15 protein-coding genes are annotated in these 16,785 nt (G+C 40.2%); 5 read left to right on the top strand and 10 right to left on the bottom strand.

Features of this window, described 5'->3' with window-relative positions:
• Positions 1-27: 27 nt before the first annotated feature.
• Entirely contained in the window at positions 28-2,409 is a 2,382-nt protein-coding gene (locus tag L0P88_RS05825) for an ABC transporter permease (protein ID WP_247133677.1), read from the bottom strand.
• A gap of 619 nt (positions 2,410-3,028) precedes the next feature.
• On the bottom strand, positions 3,029-3,847 hold the full coding sequence (xerA, locus tag L0P88_RS05830) for a site-specific tyrosine recombinase/integron integrase (RefSeq protein WP_247133678.1): 819 nt from the start codon (positions 3,845-3,847) through the stop codon (positions 3,029-3,031).
• Between the two features lie 126 nt (positions 3,848-3,973).
• Here xerA and L0P88_RS05835 point away from each other — a divergent pair, with 126 nt between their 5' ends.
• The 4 genes from L0P88_RS05835 (at position 3,974) to L0P88_RS05850 (ending at position 9,618) form a co-directional block, all read left to right on the top strand.
• Complete coding sequence (locus L0P88_RS05835) at positions 3,974-4,720, top strand: hypothetical protein (protein WP_247133679.1); 747 nt, start codon at positions 3,974-3,976, stop codon at positions 4,718-4,720.
• A gap of 146 nt (positions 4,721-4,866) precedes the next feature.
• The gene (locus tag L0P88_RS05840; protein WP_247133680.1) at positions 4,867-6,714 is read left to right on the top strand and encodes a restriction endonuclease; all 1,848 of its coding nucleotides are present in this window, start codon (positions 4,867-4,869) and stop codon (positions 6,712-6,714) included.
• 175 nt (positions 6,715-6,889) lie between these two features.
• Positions 6,890-8,422, top strand: coding sequence for an IS1182 family transposase (locus tag L0P88_RS05845; protein WP_247131269.1), 1,533 nt, complete (start codon positions 6,890-6,892; stop codon positions 8,420-8,422).
• Between the two features lie 65 nt (positions 8,423-8,487).
• Entirely contained in the window at positions 8,488-9,618 is a 1,131-nt protein-coding gene (locus tag L0P88_RS05850) for a hypothetical protein (RefSeq protein WP_247133681.1), read from the top strand.
• A gap of 94 nt (positions 9,619-9,712) precedes the next feature.
• Here the strand turns inward: L0P88_RS05850 and L0P88_RS05855 are convergent, their stop codons facing one another.
• The 6 genes from L0P88_RS05855 to L0P88_RS05880 all read right to left on the bottom strand — a co-directional run bounded on the left by L0P88_RS05855 (position 9,713) and on the right by L0P88_RS05880 (position 14,637).
• Positions 9,713-11,302, bottom strand: a complete 1,590-nt coding sequence (locus tag L0P88_RS05855) for an IS1182 family transposase (protein ID WP_247133682.1) — start codon at positions 11,300-11,302, stop codon at positions 9,713-9,715.
• Between the two features lie 167 nt (positions 11,303-11,469).
• Positions 11,470-12,276 carry a DJ-1/PfpI family protein gene (locus L0P88_RS05860; protein WP_247133683.1) on the bottom strand — a complete coding sequence of 269 codons (807 nt, stop codon included), beginning with the start codon at positions 12,274-12,276 and terminating at the stop codon, positions 11,470-11,472.
• A gap of 249 nt (positions 12,277-12,525) precedes the next feature.
• On the bottom strand, positions 12,526-13,008 hold the full coding sequence (locus tag L0P88_RS05865; protein ID WP_247133684.1) for a hypothetical protein: 483 nt from the start codon (positions 13,006-13,008) through the stop codon (positions 12,526-12,528).
• A 34-nt stretch (positions 13,009-13,042) separates the two neighbouring features.
• On the bottom strand, positions 13,043-13,468 hold the full coding sequence (locus tag L0P88_RS05870; protein ID WP_247133685.1) for a DUF6326 family protein: 426 nt from the start codon (positions 13,466-13,468) through the stop codon (positions 13,043-13,045).
• Positions 13,469-13,565: 97 nt separating this feature from the next.
• Positions 13,566-14,000: a carboxymuconolactone decarboxylase family protein gene (locus L0P88_RS05875; protein WP_247133686.1), complete on the bottom strand. Its 435-nt coding sequence runs from the start codon at positions 13,998-14,000 to the stop codon at positions 13,566-13,568.
• 61 nt (positions 14,001-14,061) lie between these two features.
• Entirely contained in the window at positions 14,062-14,637 is a 576-nt protein-coding gene (locus L0P88_RS05880) for a Crp/Fnr family transcriptional regulator (protein WP_247133687.1), read from the bottom strand.
• 210 nt (positions 14,638-14,847) lie between these two features.
• Here L0P88_RS05880 and L0P88_RS05885 point away from each other — a divergent pair, with 210 nt between their 5' ends.
• Positions 14,848-15,018: a hypothetical protein gene (locus L0P88_RS05885; RefSeq protein ID WP_247133688.1), complete on the top strand. Its 171-nt coding sequence runs from the start codon at positions 14,848-14,850 to the stop codon at positions 15,016-15,018.
• Positions 15,019-15,133: 115 nt separating this feature from the next.
• On the opposite strand, the gene L0P88_RS05890 is transcribed toward L0P88_RS05885, so the two are convergent.
• Complete coding sequence (locus L0P88_RS05890) at positions 15,134-16,480, bottom strand: dihydroorotase (protein WP_247133689.1); 1,347 nt, start codon at positions 16,478-16,480, stop codon at positions 15,134-15,136.
• Positions 16,481-16,497: 17 nt separating this feature from the next.
• Entirely contained in the window at positions 16,498-16,785 is a 288-nt protein-coding gene (locus L0P88_RS05895; protein ID WP_247133690.1) for a Trm112 family protein, read from the bottom strand.

Below are 16,785 nucleotides of genomic sequence, written 5' to 3' on the forward strand. Positions count from 1 at the left end.
TATGGACCAGTTAATGGCCCCATGTACCTATTCATCCCTAAGCCCATCGACAGGATTATTGTTCGCGGCCTTAATGGCTTGACTGCCCACTGTAAGCATAGCCACAGATAGAGCTGCAAGTGCCGCTGCCAGAAAGTTCCATATCTGTAGTGGAATTCGATAGGCAAAACTGGAGAGCCAGTTATTAGTTAGCAGATAGGCTACAGGAAGTGCTATCAAAATCGCAATCAAGACCAGCTTTGCAAACTCGCCGGACAACATTAGAGTGACTTGGGCAGTACTTTGTCCGAGTACCTTCCGGATGCCCACCTCTTTTCGCCTCCGCTCTACGGTATGAACGGCCAGTCCAAAAAGGCCGAGGCATGAAATCAGTATCGCAAGGCCCGCAAAATATCGGGACAGTACCACGACCCTGGTCTCGGAGGCGTATAGCTTTTGATAGTCCTGGTCCATGAACCTGAAATCGAACGGAAGGCCTTGGTTGTATTCATCGTAAAGGTCCCCAATGCGATCAATCGCGGCCCGCTCCATGCCGGGTCTGATCTTTACCAAAATATCGATACCGATGGGATAACACTGTATGATGGTTGGCTTTATCGGTTCATAAAGGGATTCTAGATGGAAGTCCCTGGCCACTCCGATGATATGTCGGTCCTGTCCCCAAAGCTTTATGGTCTTGCCTATGGGTTCCTGAAGCTCCATAGCTTCGATGGCCCTCTCATTGAAGATGACTTTGAGGGTGTCCGATTTGAACTCCCTGGAGAAGGCCCTTCCCTCGGCCATTTCGATTCCCAAAAGCTGTAACAGGTCATAGCTGCCCTCTAAATTCTTGAATTCGATACGTTCCTCCGGGTCTTTTCCTTCCCAATGAACCGACCCAGTACCGCCATGGAGTCCGAATAAATCGTGCCAAAAGCTTGAGACACCACTAACCTCAGGCATGTTCCGGACCTCATCCATGAAGGGTCCGTAATTCTTTTCCAGGTTTCCCTCCCGTTTAAAGACGACGATGTTCTCCCTGTTGTAGCCTAAGTTCTTCGATTGGATAAGATCCGTCTGGCCATGGACAATCAGTACGGATACGATCAAAATAATCGAAATCGCGAATTGAAAGACCACCAATCCCTTCCGTACCCAAAGTTCGCCAGATGATGTTTTCAAAGTACCCTTCAAGACGGCCACGGGCCTGAAACCGGAGAGATGGATGGCGGGATAGCAGCCTGCAATAAGTCCCGTAAGCAACGCAATGGTCAAGGCGGGCCATAGGAACTCCAACACCGATGTAAGTCCCAATTGCTTTCCAGTAATGGAATTGAAGCCGGGAAGCAGCAAAAGAACGAGCAGCACGGCTAATATAAGCGAGAAAAAAGCTGTCAGGATAGACTCGCCCAAAAATTGTAGCATCAAGGTCTTGCGACCGGCTCCGATTGCCTTTTTTATCCCGATTTCCTTGATTCTCCGTGAGGCCCTTGCCACGGAGAGGTTCATAAAATTGATACAGGCGATGAGTAGTACGAAGAGAGCCACCCCAGAAAACAAGTATACATAATCAATCCGTCCACCGACCAACTTACCGTTTTCATAACGCCCATGAAGGTACTTATCGGAATAGTTGCGGAGGAACAGGGTAGAGTTCGAACCTTCGTGTTTGGTGGCGATAAAACCCGAAATTTTTTTATTGAAGGCTTCCTCATCGGCACCCTCCTTCAGGGTGAGATAGGTTCTCGGATTGCTATTGCCCCAGTTTTCCAAATTCATCCGCTCCAGATTGGTCTGAAAGTAAAGTTCGTAGGGCAACAGCACATCGAAATTTTCGGTGGTATTCTGGGGGAGTTTTTCGAAAACCCCGGCGACATAGTACGGCCCAGTATAGTCCTCCCATTCCAATTGTAGGGGCTTCCCGATGATATTTGCCGTACTGGGAAAGAGTTTATCGGCCAGCTCGTCGGATATGACCATTCCGTATTTATCGGAAAGAACGCCCTCCTTGTTCCCTTGCAACAATTTCCATGAAAACATCTTGAAATAAGCTTCCCCGGCGAATTGCGCATCGGCCTTGATTTGTTTTTCGCCATGCGCGATGATGCCCTGGCCCGTGTACCAGAAAGGGGGAACGACGGCAACCGCGTGTTCCACTTCGGGCATTTCTTTTTTTAGGGCTTGGGCCAATAAGGCGGGGTTGCCCTCATGAGTGACGATTTCACCGCCGCCCGCAGGAAAGTTGCGCATCATTTGGTACAGCCAACGGTCCTTTTCATGAAATTTGTCCACACCCACTTCATCGTTGACCCAAAGTAATATCAACAGTACGCAGGTCAGCCCAATCGTAAGGCCAATGATGTTTATTAAAAAGGAGCCTTTGTATTTTTTGATGCTTCTGATGACGAGCAGGAAGTTGTGTTTCAACATGGTCAAGGTATTTGAACTGTGGTACCTTCTGGTCGTATATATTGTAAAATCCTCAGATTCACAATAACGAACGTAACGGCCTATCTTAAAGAGTAGGGAATATCAAAAAAGTTACACGAATAAAGGGAGATTTTGTATCAGTACTTTAAAACCAACGATTTAAAAACCCCATAATAAAGTTTTATGCATACTGCTTTAATTTGTTATCAAATAATATTCCAAGAAGACAGAAGTGTCAAAGTATGGTTAAAAAGGCATTCCTTTCGGTGCCACCCAAATTTTGAGCTTCTTTGAAGCCCTAAAAACAATCCAGTCATCCAATTTCAACAAGGCCCTTTTCTTCTGCTTTTTGAAATATGAACCTCTGAAAGTCCGTGGTTTTTTGTGTTATTGCCAGACTCTTCACAAGTTATCGAACTATTTTTGATATAAGAAAAAACTTACCTGGAAATTAAAAACGAAACTTTGAAAATAGGTTTGCTAGACATTATATAAAACTCCATCCTATAAAAGGTCAATTAACGATACTACTAAAAAAGACCAAGGATGGGACTTGACAATTTAATACCAGTTCATTAGTTGAAGTTGGCCCTTAAAAACGGCCCTTTTATGGTAATATTTAATCGTCAAAAGGGCTTATAACATTTAACAGAGCGGGTTCGGCGACTTGAGTGTATATCATAGTCGTCTTTATAGAATTGTGCCCTAGAAGCTTTTGTATCACTCTAACATCAGTTCCTTTTTCCAAAAGATGGGTGGCATAGCTGTGACGTAAGGTATGGGCCGTAATCTGTTTGTTGATCTTTGCCCTGTTGGCTGCACCTTTAAGAAGCTTGTTGAAGCTAGAAGAGGAATATTTCCCTCCCTTTTGCCCCTCGAACAAATATTGTTTCGGTGAAAATTTCTTGTAGTATTCACGAAGCATTATCAAAATTTTTTCGGATAAGGGAACTATCCTATCCTTGTTTCCCTTTCCTGATTTGACGTGTATGACCATTCTGGAGGAGTCTATATCCCTGATTTTAAGTCCGATCAGTTCACCTACCCTGAGACCAGCACTATAGGTAAGGGCAATCATACTCTTGTGCTTGATATTGTTTGCTTTTTCTATGATTTTAAGAACATCTTCCTTTGCAATTACAACCGGAAGTTTTTGGGGTTTTCTGCTCGGAAACAAAAATTCCAGGTTGATATTCTTTCCAAACATTTCCCTATAGTAAAGCTTTAGTGCCATCGCAATTTGTTTCTGATAGGAGTAGGACACTTTTTTGGTATGCACCATATGATAAAAGTATTTATGGAGTTCAGTTTCATCAATCCTATTTAACGGCTTTTTGAAAAAGTGCCTGGCCATCTTTACGATTGATGAATAACTTTCAATGGTATTCTTGCTATACCTTTTAACCTCCAATATTTTAACAAAATCAGGAATAGACATTATAAAACGAATATATCGATTTTTAGTAAAAAGTATTAATTTTAACCAAATTAGGGCGGTTATAAGGAATCAATCTTATATCCAATAGTTATGATCAATCCCAGAACTTGAAAAATCACCTTTAATATGAAGAAGATAATTCTAACAACAACTGCTATTGTTCTTATTGTAACCTCTTTAAATGCCCAATGGACAGACAATGGAGCTAGTCTAACAACTACTGACAACATTGGTATTGGTACTTCAAACCCAGGAGCGAAGTTGCACGTCAATAATGGAAACAACTCATATGGAACAATTTTAGCAAACGCCGATGAAAGTAGCTTTTCACTTTACGCGAAAACTATTACAACTCAACCAATTAATGTCGAATCCTTCCGGCTGGGGCTAAAATATAATAATGATGAGAATAATGGTTATATATCATTTTACAGAGGCGGAGGAACTTCTGGAGGGTTCATTGGATTTGCTACAAACGGATCAGAAAGATTAAGGATACTTACCAACGGAAACGTAGGAATTGGAACTTCTTCAACTGGTTCACACAAACTTGCTGTAGACGGCTCTATTGGAGCAAGAGAAATAAAAGTAGAAGCCACTGGCTGGTCTGACTTTGTTTTTGAGGACGATTATGAGCTTCGAACGCTCGAAGAAGTTGAAGAACACATTAGTGAAAATGGCCACCTTCCCGAAATTCCAAGTGAAGCTGAAGTAACTGAAAATGGAATCAACTTGGGAGAGATGAATGCTAAGCTTCTTCAGAAGATAGAGGAGCTGACACTTTATTTGATTGAACAGAACAAAGAGAATCAAGAACAACGGAAACTTATTGAAGAACTTCAGAAAGAGGTTTCTGACCTAAAAACCGAATAAAAGATCATAACAAAATGTATAGTGAATGCACTTTCGAGCTTTTCTCGAATACCTGAGCAATCCGATATTTCAGAGTTCTCAGAAAGTGTAGCGCACTCACCATACATAGACGTTAGCCACAAGCAAAAAAACGAAACGAAAACAATATGAAATTAGAAAAGATATTAGACAAATTAGGTTCACTTGAAAAAAACTCATTTATTAAAGTAATAGATAATATCATTTCCAAAAATCCCGAAAACAATAAGGAAATTGACAAAATTTTAAGTTCAGCAGACAAAGGGTTAAAATCTGTTGACAGCCAAAATATCTCAAAGATTTTTTTGCTAACTCAAAATGAGTTTTACAATTACTTGAAATCCGAATTTCAAGATACTTCTTCTCAATTGGATATTCTAATTGACATTATTATTCGTGATGGAAATTGCATAATGAAACAAGATTGGTTTTCGAGATTGTACGATAATGAAATTAAACATTTAAAAAATAGATTGAAGCAATTAAAATCTGATTTAGATAATGACAAATCGGAACTATCTGAATCAAGAAAAAGAGATTATAAAATCTATAATTCTTGCTTAAAAACTGCTTACAACAACGACTTAATAAACAATAGAGAGGCAAAAATAACATTTGATGAATTGTCAATAATTCTAACACTTTCAAAGTCGTTAGGACTTTCTCAAGAAGAAGTTAAGTTGATTAATTACACAATTATTCCAATTAAAAAAGACGAAATACTCGAAATTATAAATAGCCTCAAAAACATTGGAGTAATTTTCTATTCTAAAAAAGAGAATACTGTTTACGTGGCAGATGAAATAGTTAGACTTTTAAGAAAACTAAGAGAAAAAGAAGTTGGCGATAAATTTCTAAGAAGAACTTTAAAAATAATGCGTCAGCCAACGATAAATCAAATATCAAAAATCCATAATATTAACAGAAAATTAGGTCAATCAGAAAAAATTGAGGAAATAATAAAAGAAGGCGTTTCGATTAGGGGAATTTTAGAAAATGACATTTACAAAGAAGGAACGACTTTAACCGAAAAAAAGAAGCAACTTACAGAACTCTGTGAAAAAGGTCTTGGTATAAAATCGTTAAAGGGAAGCACATTAGATGACAAAATTGACAGTTTGATTTCTCATTTCGAGAATATAGAAAAAGACGAAAAAGTTGGCATTTCAATTGACGGTTATGAAAAAATGTTAATAGAATTAAACGAGTCTTTACCAAAACTAAATAAACAACTTAAAGAACAATTTGAATTACAAGACGAATTCGTTTTAAAAGCTAATTTTCTTTTAGACTATAATATAAAACCCAGAGATATTTTAGATTTAATCGCTAAAGAAGATTTAACCAAATTCACAAAAGAATACGGAATTAAGCAACGGGGAGACGATATTTTAAACGTTCTAGAGAACTACAAAGACGCAGAAAACCTCTACCTTGAGAATTACGAAAATGTTGCTTACCGAAACTTGAACGAATTAAAAGAAAACGGAATTTCAATCAAGGAAAGTGAATTGGGATTAAAGTTTGAGGAATTAACCAAAACAATATTCTCAAAATTAGGATTTAACGTAGATGAAAAACTTAAAAAGTCTATTAACACGAGTAAAGACCAAATAGACATTTTGCTCAACATTGACAATAATGAAGTTATAATTGTCGAATGTAAAACCAGCAAAGAAAGAGGTTACAACAAATTTAGCTCTGTATCAAGGCAAATCAAATCATATAGAAAACTAGCAGAAAGTTGTAATCTGAGAGTAATTAAAACACTTTTGGTTGCACCTGAATTTAGTGACGATTTTATAACCGATTGCGAAATGGATATGGAAATGAACTTGTCGTTAATTACAGCTTCTTCACTAATGAAAATATTTGAGGAATTTAAAATATCAAAGCACACAAGTTTACCTCACGTGTTATTTAGAGATATTGTGATTAACGAAGAAAGGATAATTAAAGCCTTAAAGAAAAAATAGCCAGTGGCTAACAATGTGTATAACTAATAGCGGTTTAAGTGATAAAACGAAAGCATAAACATAAAATAAAGGTCAGTGCAAAACCGAAAGGTCTGTGAGTAGAAACCCGCTACTACTCATACACGGGACCATCAGACTGTCTCAAAAGTATTAAGAATTAGAGAGAAACATTATAATGAATTATATACGAGGAGCCTCCCGAGAACAACTTACATTATATACCACATGTCTGGACGATATGGTTGATCGGGATAATACCGTAAGGTTTATTGATGTTTTTGTTGATAATCTCGATTTGGAGCAGTTAGGTTTTACAACTATTTCTAATCAAGGTAGACCAGCATATAATCCTAAAGATTTACTTAAGCTTTATATCTATGGCTATATGAATCGTATGCGTTCTTCCAGGGTATTGGAAAAGGAATGTGTTCGTAATATAGAACTCATGTGGTTACTTAAAAACCTTAAACCAGATCATAATACGATCTCTAGGTTTAGACAATCTAATCCCAAAGCCATAAAGCGTGTCTTTAGAGAAAGTGTTTCTATAGCTCAGGATTTTAATCTTATTGGAGCTATATTCATTGCTGGTGACTCTACAAAACTTAGAGCTCGGAACAGTAAAAAGAACAATTACAATAAAAAGAAAATACAACGCCATTTAGAGTATATAGACAATAAGCTAGATGAGTATAATGAGGCATTAGCTACCGCCGATGGCGATGAAAAAAAAGCCATCGAAAAAGCGATAAACAAACATCGGGTACATCAAGATAAATACCAACAAATACAAATGGTATTGGAACAGGATAAGAGCTGTGAAAACCCACAAATATCAACTTCTGATCCAGATAGCAGGCACCAAATTGTTCGGGGAACGATTACCGAAATAACCTATACAGCCCAAAGGACTGTAGACGATAAACATAAACTTCTTATTGATTACAAACTCACCAATGAGAATGATAAAAAGGCTATGGGTATGATGCTTAGAAGAGCAAAAAGTATTTTAAGAACCAATACATTTACAGCACTTTATGACAAAGGCTATCATACCGGTAGTGAGTTCTATACTGCAAATTGCCTGGGAATAAAAACCCTTGTGGCCATACCAGGTATTGGCAGAAGTAGCCAAGCACCAGACCCAACTTATAATGTTGGGCACTTTATTTATAACAAAAAAGAGGACACCTATACTTGTCCGAAAAACAGAGAACTAATCTCTAATGGTAATTGGTATAAGGCTAGAAACTATAAGTTTAAGCAATATAAAACCAAGCCTTGTAAAACTTGCCCAGTAATGACAAGTTGTACAACTTCAAAGGTCAATGGGAAGATTGTTCAACGTAGCCAGTATAAATCGTACATAGATAGCAACAAAAAGCATGTAGCCAATAACCAAGGACTTTACAAAAAGCGACAAGCCATTGTAGAGCATCCCTTTGGTACGATAAAGAGGCAATGGGGTTTTGATTATATAATTACAAAGAAAGGAATTGCTTCAGCCAGTGCTGATTTTGGATTAACAGCTTTAGCATACAACCTTAAAAGAATGTTCAATCTAGGCTGGAAACCAAAAATATCCGTCTTAAAAGCATTTTTTAAACACCTTATTTGCTTTTATAATGACCAGAGTGTTTGTTTTAACGGAATCTCAGTTTTAGGTAATCCATTTGGAAAACCCTCTAACAAATTAATATATTTTTAAAATAAACAACTAATCACGGTAGTTTTGAGACAGACTGCCATTGTGGACAATTAAAACCAGCATTTATGAAAATAACAAACAAAGTCGTTCAGGTAATTATTTGTATTACGTGCTTGACATCAAATGTATTCGCTCAAAGTCAAAATGATGAATACGCACAATCTGAAAAGTTTTTGAATGAAGGGAAAAGCAATTTAGATAATGGTTATTGGTATGATGGATATTATTTCTATAAATCGTTGGAACACCTTGCCAATTTTGCCAAAATAGAAAATGACAGCGTCAAAATACAGGCACAGCTCTACGAAATAAATTCTCAAGGTCAGATAGGAGATGACAGTTATATTTCATTTACAACTTCGACACTTCCAAAAATGTCGACAGAGTATCAAAAGACATTGGATAAACAGATTGATAGTTTACAAAATTTAATCAAGAACCGCGAAAAATCCGAGACAGTCGAAAAGAATGAACTTTTAATTATTTACAGAGAATTGAATCAGCTACAAAAGTTTGATTTTAACAACGGTAAGTTTAACGGAAATGAATACAAACAATATTTAAAAAAGAGAGCTAAATTAGAGATTGAATTGGGAAAGGTTGATTCTGGCTGTGAAATTCTCTATGAAACGGATTTAAGCTACTTTTTCAATTATGGATTTTCATCAAAAGACTGTAAGGATTGGTATAAAGTAAAATCTGCCAAGGAAACGAAAAAATACGAAGCGGAACAAAAAGCAAATGCTAAAAAATGGTTTTCAGAACATCCTAACTTGATTAAGCTATGTTCACTGATTGGTGAAAGTTTTACAACTGTCGAAGCATATCTTGGCGAGCCACTTTCAGAAAACTATCGGATAGATGCAGGAGTTGGCGTCTATGGGCAACAATTCATTGGTAATAAATACAAAAACGAAAAGGGAGTTTATGAAATCGGCTTTAAGAATGGTAACGTGATGATTATTCAATTTTATCCAAACAAATACATTAAATATTCCCCTGAAAAGTTTGACAGCGAAACTTCAATGTTCGATTTAGATGGTGGTATGGAAGGAGCTTGTTCCGGAGAAACGAAAAACAATCACGTTGGAGATATTAAAATGTTTTCAATCGATTATGATTGTTCAAGTAGCGGATTAATTAGTACAGTTTTTTATGGAAGAAACGGAAAACTTCTATCAGTATTAGCATATTAGAAAATAACTGCCCACAACAATGGTAACCGTTGCACAAGCCCATAAGTCCGAAAATGCGGATTGATATAAACCTTTTTCCGAGAGCTTTTTTGGTTCATACCAGTTTGCGTTTCACCAAGGACAGATGATCACAGAGCCTCAAAGTGGCCGTTACCATGCCATTTAGGCCGAAAAAGTCCCGGGACAGGGATTTTGCCGCGCTCCTGGCCTTTTTCAGGGTGTACTTTAATAGTTTCTTGAGGTTATAGGCTGTGGCGGCCATTTGCATGCACTTGTTGGCCTGCCGGATGCCCAGGGTATATACTTTGCCCATGCCCATGAATTGGGTAAGGGTACCCAAAACAGGTTCCACGGTGCTTTGCCTTTTGGCTTTCATATAACGTCCCTGTGGACTGTTCACCCGTTTGTTGTTGCGCTCGTATTCTTCTCGGTAGTAGGTCAAGCAGATGCGTTTCTCCTGTGACTTTCCCAGGCATGTGCCGCGCAAGGGGCAGCCCAGGCATACTTTCTTGCTGGCCCGGTATTCCTTCTTTTTGGTCTTGGTGCGGTGATCAAGAAATACTTTCTTAAACCAAATGGACTTTCCCTTAGGGCAGATAAAACAATCTCTCGCTTTATCATAAACAAAACCTTCGGGCCCGCCTTTGTATGTACCATGGGGAGGGATAAAACTTTTCAGACCACATTGTTCCAAAAAGGCATAGTTCTCCCCGCTGCTGTACCCGGTGTCCGCCACCACGTTCTCCCATCCCAGGCCCTCCTTCCAGAGCCTGGGACCGACACGTTTCACCATATCGGGCAGGTGCTGGTTGTCCTTGCCATCGGCATGGTATGCCCCGATGTCGGTGATCACATGGTTCGCCGTATCCACTGTCAATTGCGCCGTGTAGTTGAGCTTGCGGGCCTTGCCCGGTTTTACACTTATCCTGGTATCCGGGTCCGTGGGGCTGTAATGGGTCTTGTTGCCGGTATACTTTGAGCCCTTGTTGCCCGACCCCGGTCTTTGGTCCTGTTCCTTGGCCCATTTCCTGTTGCGGCCCTTTAGCGCTTTTAACTCTTGCTCATTGGCCGTTATTCTTCGTTGATCCGCTTTGGACCTGTCCGTCTTGGACTTGCGAAGCGGCTTTTCCCTGTCAGTCGCACTTATGTGGCGTACCCTGCGCAGGTGCGTTTCCAACTCTTCTTCCGGCACTTTCAGTTCCAGGCTGTCCATAGAGGCGTTGGCCTTTACCGGGGCCGAGTCCATCACCTGGGTATGGCCGCTGACCAGACCGCTCTCCACACAAAGGGAAAACACCTTGGCAAACACCTCTTCAAAGACACTTTCCGGAAACAGTTGGCGCGTACGGCTCACCGTGGAGTGCCACGGAAGTTCCTCGTCGATACCGTAGCCCAAAAACAACAGAATATCCAAACGCATACCACAATGGGCCACAAGCCTACGGTCGCTCGGGATATTCTCCAGATAACCCACCAAACACAGCTTGAAGAAAACCACCGGGTCGATGCGCTTCTGTCCACTGTCGCCATAAAATCTCTTGGTCCGAGGATAGAGAAAATCCAAATCCAATGCCCCTTTCAAACGTCTGTAGAAGTTCCCCTCGGGAACACGGTCGCTCAAACGAAAATCCGTGAAGAGCTTTTCCTGATACTCCTTTTTGCCTTGCATTCCTAAAGATACCACGATTTGCTATCTTTAGAAAGTTCTGCAACAGACACAATGGCTATGAGTAATTGCTTGTTCGCGCCTACTTCTGAAAATCCTCGCGGATTTTCAGCTTGGTGTGTACTTGCAAAATTAAGTGCTAACCCACGCAACTACCCATAGCCGAGATCGTTAGCTTAAAAACCCTACTTCGCCATAAGAACAGCTCCCATTTCCCCGGTCCAGTTTTGAAGTCTGTCCAGATACAAATAGGATTCCACGAATTCGCGATGTTCAGGACTTGTCATTTTTTCAACCAAAATCAAGGCAGATATATAACTTGCCAAATTTCCGTTTGAAGAACTGAACTTACCATCCTCTACATAAGTTACCTTAGCATCGTCATTGACCTTTAAATTGGGATAGTCCATTTGAAGCTGTTTACCTCCGCCAATATAGGTCACAATGTTTTTCCCATCCGCTATTCCGGACTTACCAACCAACTTGGCACCTGCACAATTACTCACGGTGTATTTGGTTTCCTTGTTCTTCTCCTGAATAAACTTTACGATATTCCCATTATGTATCTGGGCATACATGTCGTAAGCGCTGGGAATGAAAAGTGCTTCTAATTTTGGGCAATTTTCGAAGGTATAATCAGGCAGTATTTTAAGACCTTCTTCCGCAACAATTACGTTCTCCCCTTCAGCAACGGTGATGACATTGAACAGTTGAAGCCCCTCTTTTGTAGGCTTGGAAAAGACATCGGCCGTAGCCGTGACCTCTGTTGTAAGTACACCGTCATAAATCAGGAGGCCAATCGTAGGTAAATCCTTCCTAAAGGGCTTTAAGTGCCTGGTCAAGGTATCGGGTCCGACTTTTGCCACTTTTTCCCCTTTTACTTCGTTTTCGTTTTTTCCACCTTCGCTTGTTGTATTACAATTAACCGACATAAAGGCAATACCAAGCGTAAGAATACTTAAGACGCCCATTTTTAGAGATACAATTTTCATTTTGATTTAAAGTTTTGTTGGGGGGTCCATCAAAAGGATCCCCATCATTAATAACACGAGTGATTTCCGTTCTAAGCGCTAAAACAGTGACACAAAATTATTGGTGGGAAAACTTGAAAAAATTAAGCTGGTTTAAGAAAGAGGGCAATTTGTTCTCGTTTAAAAGGCAGGAAACGACATTACCAATGGCGCCGATTTCCAGTATTCCCATTTAAAGGCAAGGGAAGCCCATACACTATCGGGTTTATATCAATTTCCAGCTTTGAATTGAATTGATTTTGATTTGCGTATTGCCGATAAATAAACCCAAATAATGAACAAAGCTTGAAGGGGTATTCTAAACCATAGATAGTTTAAACCGCTACCATCGTTCCCTCCCGTTTGATAATTCACATTTTCCAGGGCAGCATAAATATTGGCGGGCAAAACGATCACAAAGAAAACAATCAATGCCCAACCTACCATTGCTCGATATTTGGGAAGCAATAAACCGATAGCAAATAGCACCTCCATGATCCCCGTCAATAGCACCAACTCTTTTTGGAATGGGATCCATTCGGGAACCATGGCCTGCATTCCCTCCATATACATAAAATGGCCAATGGCGGTAAAGACCAACATGACTGCCATTGCAATTCTTCCTGCTAAAGGAAAGTTGTTTTCTTTTCTAAAAAGCCTGTAGACCACTGCCGTTAAAACAAAGGAAACAACTAAAACAAGTAAGGGTTTCATAAAAAGAACTATAAGATTTGTATTTCCATTGATGTCAACTTGGTTTATCCTTTGGCCAATTCCAGGCATGCCAAAGAATTGAACCAAATACCAGCACTTCCACTAATTGGTATAACAGATAGAAGGTATACCAACCTCCTAGATCATTTAGCTCTCCTACGATTAGTATAACAGACATGGAAGACCATATCAAAGCTACAATTAAATTGAACCATTTATTGATTTTTGGCTTTAACAGAACGGAGAAAAGAACCATCAATGAAGGTACGATCAAGATGAAGGAGAAAATCACCAGTAGTTCGGGTGTCACATCACCAACTGGGGTTTTCAGGTTCATTACCTGTTCTATTTTACCAGGGGTTTTCAGCTCAAAATAATCTGCGTATAGGTACAAAAACATAAGACACGCCCAATGGGCGGCCAGTTTGCCTTTTACGTTCACTTTGCTGTCTGTGAGCATGGTATTTCTATTTTGGGATTAACCTTTGCTTTTGGGGAAATGGGACTTTTCCTTCCTAACGAACACCAATTGACCAACCACCATTCCCAATGTATCCTTATGGTAATGGTTTGTGCGTAGCAATAGCAATTCTATTCCATGCATTTATGGTAACTATGGTCATTACGATTTGCGAAAAAGTTTCCTCATCAAAATGTGCAATTGCCTCCAAATAGGTAGCCTCGCTTAGCCCATTTTTATCCAAAACCGTCAACTCTTCCGTCATTTTTAAAATGGCTATCTCTTCTTCGGAGAACAATTCCGTCTTTCTCCAACCATCCAATACATAAATGCGTCTTGGACTTTCGCCTTCCCTTACTGCTTCTGTACTATGCATATCAATACAAAAAGCGCACCCATTGATTTGGGACGCTCTTATCTTGATCAGATTTTTATGGGTGGTACTTAATTTTGATTTGGCCAGATAGCCTTCCAATGCGAACATTGCTTCATAAGCTGTTGGTTGAACAGCATCAATCTGTATTCTTTCCATTGATCATAATTTTGTTTGAGACAAAACTATTTCATGGTCAAAGCAAAAAACTTAAACTGGTTTAAGAACGCCTTTTAGCTCTTATTTCACTTACGTATTCCGGGGTAAGGCCTAGGAACGAAGCTATTAAATATTGGGGTACGCGTTGGGCAAATTCAGGAAAGCTTTCCGTGAAATGACAGTACATTTCTTCCTTGGTGAAATCGAATACATACTTCATTCTCATCAAAGAAGCTCCGTATGAAATCTCGTAGATTTTTCTAAAATAAGTTTCCAAAGCCGGAAACTTTCTAAGCAGTCCTTCCTGACTTTCACGGCTGATTTTTAAAAGTGTGGTGTTCTCTACGGCCTGGATGGTAAAATCGGTATTTTTTCCTTTTTGGTAAGCCAAATTATCCGTCATCCACCAATCTTCAATGGCAAACTGAACTGTTCGCTGAATGCCGTTTTCTCCGGTAAAAAACATATGTAAACAGCCTTGTAACACAAAATAATTGTAGGTACATTTTGAGCCAGCCGAAAGAATAATGTCTTTTTTGCCATACATCCCAATGTCAAAGTAATCTTGAATTCTCTCAAAATCCTCCTTCTTGAATTCGGTAAAATTTCTGATATGTTCTAAAAATTGTAGCAACATTTTTAGTGTTTTAAACCACTATACAAAGATAAAAGCCACCGCTTAAAACTTATATTTTCTAGGCACGGATAAAAGGCCCGCCGTACCATGAACCCCATAAATAGGCCCCTTAAAGTAAAAGCTGTGTTCCATTTCCAGTGAAAATAGCTGTGAATCGAATCAAAACGCTTAAACTGGTTTAAGAATGAATATCATTCCCCAATCGAAAGGATGATAGGTTTTAGTAATACATGGCTTTACAATTCTTTTATTTATGATCTGGAAGTTAACGAAGACTATATTGAATCCCAGGCCGATAATTTATTGGGCATGTTATATCCCTATTTAACGGATCTAGTTAAAAACCAGTATAGGGAACTATTTCCCAAGTACTTTGGATAACATAAAACACCTTACCCCAAACCTGTTTCAAGAATAGGTGCAATCACATTTTCCTTTTTGTGTTTGGTGGCCATGATGGGTTTTCTGTTTTGGACCATGGTTGTTCAAGGTAAGATCATGGATGAGCGATGGTCAATGCCCGTCCTTTTGTTTCTTCGATAAAATCACCGTTGTCGTACACGAGGTTCCCGTTGACGAATGTCTGCTTGACCTCTGTTTGAAAGGTTGTTCCTTCCAGCGGCGACCAACCGCACTTGTACAACAGATTATCTTTCGTGACCGTCCACTGACTGTTTAGGTCCACCAAGGTCAAATCTGCAAAAAAGCCTTTTCGGACAAACCCCCGGTCCTTCAAGCGATAGAGGATGGCAGGATTGTGGCACATTTTCTCCACAATCTTTCCCAGTGAAATGTGGCCTTGCCAGTAAAACTCCAACATACAGTTGAGCGAGTGTTGCACCATGGGCGCCCCTGACATGGACCGGAAATAAGGTTGTTGCTTCTCCTCTAAGCTATGGGGTGCGTGGTCGGTAGTGACAATATCTATCCTGTCATCGAGCAGTGCCTTTAGAAGGCTCTCTTTGTCGCGTTCCGTTTTTATGGCCGGATTCCATTTGATGAGCGTCCCCAACCGATCGTAATCCCTATCTGAGAACCAAAAGTGTTGCACCGAAACCTCGGTCGTTATCCTTTTCTTTCGTAGGGGAGTATCGTTCCTAAATAGATGGGTCTCTGCCTCAGTCGTCAAGTGCAGGATGTGCAATCGGGCATGATGCTTTTGGGCCAGGGCAACGGCCCTTTTTGTCGCTTCATAGCAGGCCTCCATACTTCTAATCAGGGGGTGGAATTCGATAGGGACATCATCTCCATATTTCTCCCGATATACTTTTTCATTGTATTCCACCAGTGCTTCCTTTTCGGAATGGATGGCAATGATGGATTTGCAGTGCGCGAACAACTTTTCCATGGTGTCGGGATTGTCGGCCAACAGATTGCCCTTATTGGTAAAGTACAGCCCATCATCGGAAACACCTATAAATTGACTAGTGTCCGTTCGCAGTACATCATCTATGTTGTCACCATTTACCCCAAGGAAGAAGGCATAATTGGCCAGGGATTTTTTTGAGGCAATGGCGTACTTCTGCCTCAGACTTTCGACGGTCAAGGTGTTTGGAATCGTGTTCGGCATATCGATAAAGGAGGTCACCCCGCCCGCCACAGCCGCCTTGCTTTCGGTATACAGATCGCCCTTGTGGGTCATTCCTGGATCCCTGAAGTGCACCTGTGCATCGATAATGCCCGGCAACAGGTGTTTTCCCGTTCCGTCAATCACTTTTTGACCGGGCTCGATTGCAATTTTTCCAATTTGTTGGATACGTCCATTGGACAACAGTACATCTGCGATAAATGACTTGCCCTCATTTACAATGGTAGGGTCTTTGATAATGATTTCTTGCTCCATACGTCGTTTTGGCGCATTTATCCAATCAATTTTTTCCGGCTCTTTTCGTCGAGGACAAAGGAGTTGGCTTTTTCATCGATCATCAATCCCCAACGCTCCAAGACCGGCAGCTCCAGTTGAAGCTCACGGTACTCGTCCGGCGACATGATGGGGATGCTATAAATGATGGGGTAGTATCGGTTGCATATTGCACAGGTAAGCAGACCCTCAAGGATTTCCCCATTTTCGTCCTCGTTGAAAACGGTTAGCTCCAGTTCACCTTTATCAAAAGGGCAACATAATTTTTCCAGTAGTTTTCGCTGCAT

The sequence above is a fragment of the Muricauda sp. SCSIO 64092 genome (assembly GCF_023016285.1).
Classification (GTDB): Bacteria; Bacteroidota; Bacteroidia; order Flavobacteriales; family Flavobacteriaceae; genus Croceivirga.

Excerpts from the sequence above, each read along its gene's own strand:
- L0P88_RS05825 (WP_247133677.1), bottom strand. The coding sequence starts at position 2,409 with ATGTTGAAACACAACTTCCTGCTCGTCATCAGAAGCATCAAAAAATAC.
- xerA (WP_247133678.1), bottom strand. The coding sequence starts at position 3,847 with ATGTCTATTCCTGATTTTGTTAAAATATTGGAGGTTAAAAGGTATAGC.
- L0P88_RS05835 (WP_247133679.1), top strand. The coding sequence starts at position 3,974 with ATGAAGAAGATAATTCTAACAACAACTGCTATTGTTCTTATTGTAACC.
- L0P88_RS05840 (WP_247133680.1), top strand. The coding sequence starts at position 4,867 with ATGAAATTAGAAAAGATATTAGACAAATTAGGTTCACTTGAAAAAAAC.
- L0P88_RS05845 (WP_247131269.1), top strand. The coding sequence starts at position 6,890 with ATGAATTATATACGAGGAGCCTCCCGAGAACAACTTACATTATATACC.
- L0P88_RS05850 (WP_247133681.1), top strand. The coding sequence starts at position 8,488 with ATGAAAATAACAAACAAAGTCGTTCAGGTAATTATTTGTATTACGTGC.
- L0P88_RS05860 (WP_247133683.1), bottom strand. The coding sequence starts at position 12,276 with ATGAAAATTGTATCTCTAAAAATGGGCGTCTTAAGTATTCTTACGCTT.
- L0P88_RS05865 (WP_247133684.1), bottom strand. The coding sequence starts at position 13,008 with ATGAAACCCTTACTTGTTTTAGTTGTTTCCTTTGTTTTAACGGCAGTG.
- L0P88_RS05870 (WP_247133685.1), bottom strand. The coding sequence starts at position 13,468 with ATGCTCACAGACAGCAAAGTGAACGTAAAAGGCAAACTGGCCGCCCAT.
- L0P88_RS05875 (WP_247133686.1), bottom strand. The coding sequence starts at position 14,000 with ATGGAAAGAATACAGATTGATGCTGTTCAACCAACAGCTTATGAAGCA.
- L0P88_RS05880 (WP_247133687.1), bottom strand. The coding sequence starts at position 14,637 with ATGTTGCTACAATTTTTAGAACATATCAGAAATTTTACCGAATTCAAG.
- L0P88_RS05885 (WP_247133688.1), top strand. The coding sequence starts at position 14,848 with ATGATAGGTTTTAGTAATACATGGCTTTACAATTCTTTTATTTATGAT.
- L0P88_RS05890 (WP_247133689.1), bottom strand. The coding sequence starts at position 16,480 with ATGGAGCAAGAAATCATTATCAAAGACCCTACCATTGTAAATGAGGGC.
- L0P88_RS05895 (WP_247133690.1), bottom strand. The coding sequence starts at position 16,785 with ATGCAGCGAAAACTACTGGAAAAATTATGTTGCCCTTTTGATAAAGGT.